Source organism: Chryseobacterium indologenes, assembly GCF_001295265.1.
Taxonomy (GTDB): domain Bacteria; phylum Bacteroidota; class Bacteroidia; order Flavobacteriales; family Weeksellaceae; genus Chryseobacterium; species Chryseobacterium indologenes_A.
This window is the reverse complement of sequence record NZ_LJOD01000035.1, coordinates 1-4,030: the sequence shown is the minus strand read 5'-3', so window position 1 is coordinate 4,030 and position 4,030 is coordinate 1. Positions and strand designations below refer to the sequence as shown.

Sequence of the window (4,030 nt, the reverse complement as noted above, 5' to 3'; positions counted from 1 at the left end):
AGATGCCTTTTGGCAAAAAAGCTGAGAACCCTAGGAATAAAAATAATTATTTAAACTAGAAGCTTTTATGGTAAAAACTCTGCATTTAACTGGGAGTTCCTGAGAAAAAAGCAGCAGTTTATGATGATAGGATTGGTTTGCTTGAAAAGGTTCCATCATTATCAGAATTGTTTAAAATTACTAGCCCAAGGTTTATGGAAGATCCCCAATTAAAGCATCCTGCCGAAACAGTTAAAGATGTTATTTTTGTTAATATGAATAAAATTGACAATTTGTTATTCTATGCATTTACATTAGGGCATGAAATGAACCATGTATTTGATAACTTATTTTTTAAAGATAAATTTAGTGATATAACAGGACTAAGAGATCAAAATAGCATTCCTTTCTTAAAAGCTTTTTATTTCTATAAAGAAGCGGTTGGTATAGATTGGGAAATACAGATGGGTAATCCTAAGTTCAAAGGCGTAAATGGACTTGGAGCGGCATCATTTTATTATGGACCTAATGGGGCAGCCAAATATGATCAAAATATTATTGATAAAGTAAGTCTTTATTTTTATCAGCTAATTAGAGAACGTAAAATAGAATATAATCGACATAAGTAATATAAATAAATGATTTACAAAATATTAAAAAGCCTTCCAATTATTTTTGCTTTGATGTTATTTAATTCTTTTAATGCTCAGGTTAAGATTAACTGGAAATTAGATTTAAGTAGAAAAAATGCTATTATTACTCTTAATAATGAAAGTAATAAAAATATTGTAATTCCAATTGATACCCTATCTTTACAACCATATTATAGTGATAATTATCATATTAGTGAGATTGATTGGATTGATCAATATCCTTTTTTTGGACTGACTATCAACATATATGATAATCCAGATAAAAAGAATATAGAAACCCAATTACATTCTCATATAGATCTATCAGAGTTTGATAACATAAAAGCAAAAAATGATTCAATCAAAAAGGAATTCAATACTAGGATAAAAAAATGGAGGATGAATAATAATGTTCAGCAAATAAACGCAAATATTAATTATTATATAATGAATAATTTATTATTTCTTAAAGCCAAAGAAAAAATTACATTTTCTGTTCCTTTAAATTTAGAAAATATTACGAACCGCGAAAACGGACCATTACAAGGATTTTATGTTTTAAATAATGAAAAGAAAAACATAGGATATTTATCTATTTATATAAATAAAAATATTTATATAAAATATTTAACAGATTCGCAAAGAGAGACATTAAGAAAATATAAATTATTTGTTGGTAAAATAGTAAGCAATAAAATTGAAATAAAGCAATAAGATTTATTTTCTATATTTTAGCTTTCCGTAATTTAGAAATTTGTAAGAGATAATAAATACTAAGGCCACTGTGAAAATGCAGTGGTTTTTCGATCTTTTTTATAACATTTCTACTACCAATAAATTTATTCTAGGGTTTGTTTAATATATGAGTGGAAAATAATAAAGAAAAAATAAAATGTACACAAAATATTTAATTGTCATTCTCACTTTTATATTTTTCCCATTATTTGGGCAAATAAAATTAGAATTTTGCTTGATAGATTCTGTTGCTCATGTAAGCATTTATAATAATTCGAAAAATAATTATGCTTTACCTATTGATCAATATCATTTCCGTCCTTATGAAAAGGATTGTGATGCTTTTTCTGACCATGAGGTTGAATTTCCAGATTTTGGGTTGATGCTTAATGCGGTTGATCCTGATGGTAAAAAAGAGGAGTATGTGATAGGTTATAATAAGACAGACGATTCTAACTCTTTAGCTAAAGAAATACAATCTAAAAGGGACAATTTAAAACAAATGGTTTTAACTTGGGGGAAGACTAATAATATTAAAGATTATAAGCTGGCATTCATGAATTATAGGCTGATGAATAATCTGATTTATCTGAAACCAGGAGAAAAAACTTCATTTAAGATAAAACTTGATTTATATAATATTACTGCCCAGGAATTAATATTTTATAATTATATTCTTGAGAAGTCAAAGAAATATAAGCTTTATTTAAGCTTGTGTAGGGTTAAAAATGTTAATCAATATTTAACTTCTGCTCAGAAGAAAAAACTAAAAGAATATAAAATCTATACAGGAAATCTTGAAAGTAATAATATAGAATTGATACAATAATTAATAATGTAAAACCTAGGCTGTTTCATGATTTGAAGCAGCCTTTATTATTACTATATAATTGATGTTGTTTTTATAATCTTAAAAATAATAAGTATATTTACAACTATACCGAATCAGTTAGGAAATGTACGGTTGAGCTATCAGAATAACGGCTCAGGAGCAGCCGTTCTTGAAGAAAACAACTATTATCCGTTTGGATTAAAGCATGAGGGATACAATTCCACATCAGGAAATCCTTACTACCGATACCAATACAATGGTAAAGAGCTACAGGATGATACGGGAATGCTTGATTATGGCTGGGGACAGTATATGCCGGAGTTGGGAATCTACTTTTTGGTATCCATAATCTTAATAATTATGAAAAAATATATAATGAAAGTTATATTAATAAAAAGATTAATATTATTTTTAATACTTTCAATAATCTTTGTAAATGGAATACCCATACTTACAGACATTTATTTGAGAACTCCTTTATATACTGGAATTACTCTCTTAGCATCCATTTTATTTTGTTTTTTTATTGGTAAAAGAATTTTACAAAAAGAGCTTGAAGTCACAATTAAGGATGATATGCTTTATATTGATAAAAAAAGTTTTAATTTGGATGAACTTAAATCTTATAAATTTGATAATACAGGATATATATATAAAGCATCATTGTACTTTGCAACAGAAAAAATAAGGTTATATGTTTTTATAAAGCAGAGCGGCCAGTATTTGGAGCTTAAAAGAGATGTAGAGAAAAGAATAAGATTTTTAAATAGAACACAGGGTAAAGAGATAACTAAAAAAGATTGGTATAAGACAAAATTTGCAAAAGTATATGGATATATTACTATTGCTATATTAGTTTTGTGGATAATTATAATGTTTATATATATTGAAAAATTTAAATTATCCAACTTAGGATTATTTTTAATGGTAGCAGGAGGCTTATCTCCTATACTATTTAAAATTTTTGGACGTAAATAGTGTTATCGGCTGGTCCTAGGATTAAACTAGAGTAAAGATTTGTAATAGACTGTTTCATCTTTGAAGCAGTCTATTTCTATTACGATTAATATCTTTAACACATTACAAAGATGGTTCACATCCTAAATTATTATACAGTAAATCTTAAGAAAAATTAATAAAAATAAAGATGAAACAAGCTATAATGGCCTTTTTGTTACTTTCAACAATTTGTGTCTATTCACAAATAAAAATGACTGTAACCCCACAGAATAATAAATGTATGCTGGATTGTAAAATGAAAATCACTTTTATTAACACGTCAAAAAACAATTACATGATTCCTTTAGATACTACAGGAATAAGAGCTTATGACGGAAATATATTCTGGTTAGACTTTAAGAATTCTAAAAAGGTTGATAAAAGCTTGTGTTTAGAGTTGTCAATTAAGAAATCTAATACAGAATTTCCTCTTGAAGCTACTACACGTAAAAAGGATATTGATATGGATTTGATTAACTTTGACAGCTTATCTATAATTGCTAAAAAAGAGAATGATGAGTATCAGGAAAAGTTAGAAAATTGGAAAGTAAAATATAAAATTAAGGACAATAAGAAGGCTGAAAAGAATATGTATTTAAACGAGAATTTATTATTTCTGGAATCTGGACAAGAGTTCTCCTATTATATAAAATTCGATACTTCTTTTGAATTAGAAAATAATTATTTCTCTCCTGAAAGCTATTATCTTATTACACCTGATACGAAATATCATGCTGTTTTAAAACTGAAAATCCCTAATAATATCCAATCTTATTTTACTACTGAACAAAAAGAAAAGTATAAGAAATATAAAATCTTTGCGGGCGATATTATTAGTAAGCCATTGTCACTT

Annotated in this window: 5 protein-coding genes; all 5 read left to right on the top strand. The window is 26.7% G+C overall.

Features of this window, described 5'->3' with window-relative positions; translation table 11 throughout:
- The first annotated feature begins 194 nt into the window (after positions 1-194).
- Positions 195-608, top strand: coding sequence for a hypothetical protein (locus AOB46_RS22385; protein ID WP_062703590.1), 414 nt, complete (start codon positions 195-197; stop codon positions 606-608).
- Positions 609-617: 9 nt separating this feature from the next.
- Positions 618-1,325, top strand: coding sequence for a hypothetical protein (locus tag AOB46_RS22380; RefSeq protein WP_131724449.1), 708 nt, complete (start codon positions 618-620; stop codon positions 1,323-1,325).
- A 178-nt stretch (positions 1,326-1,503) separates the two neighbouring features.
- A complete protein-coding gene (locus AOB46_RS22375) occupies positions 1,504-2,175 on the top strand; it encodes a hypothetical protein (protein ID WP_062703586.1) in 672 nt (223 codons plus the stop codon).
- A 135-nt stretch (positions 2,176-2,310) separates the two neighbouring features.
- Entirely contained in the window at positions 2,311-3,156 is an 846-nt protein-coding gene (locus tag AOB46_RS22370; RefSeq protein ID WP_062703584.1) for a hypothetical protein, read from the top strand.
- A gap of 316 nt (positions 3,157-3,472) precedes the next feature.
- Positions 3,473-4,030, top strand: a 558-nt coding sequence (locus AOB46_RS22365; protein WP_131724448.1) for a hypothetical protein, incomplete at its 3' end; no start/stop codon positions are given.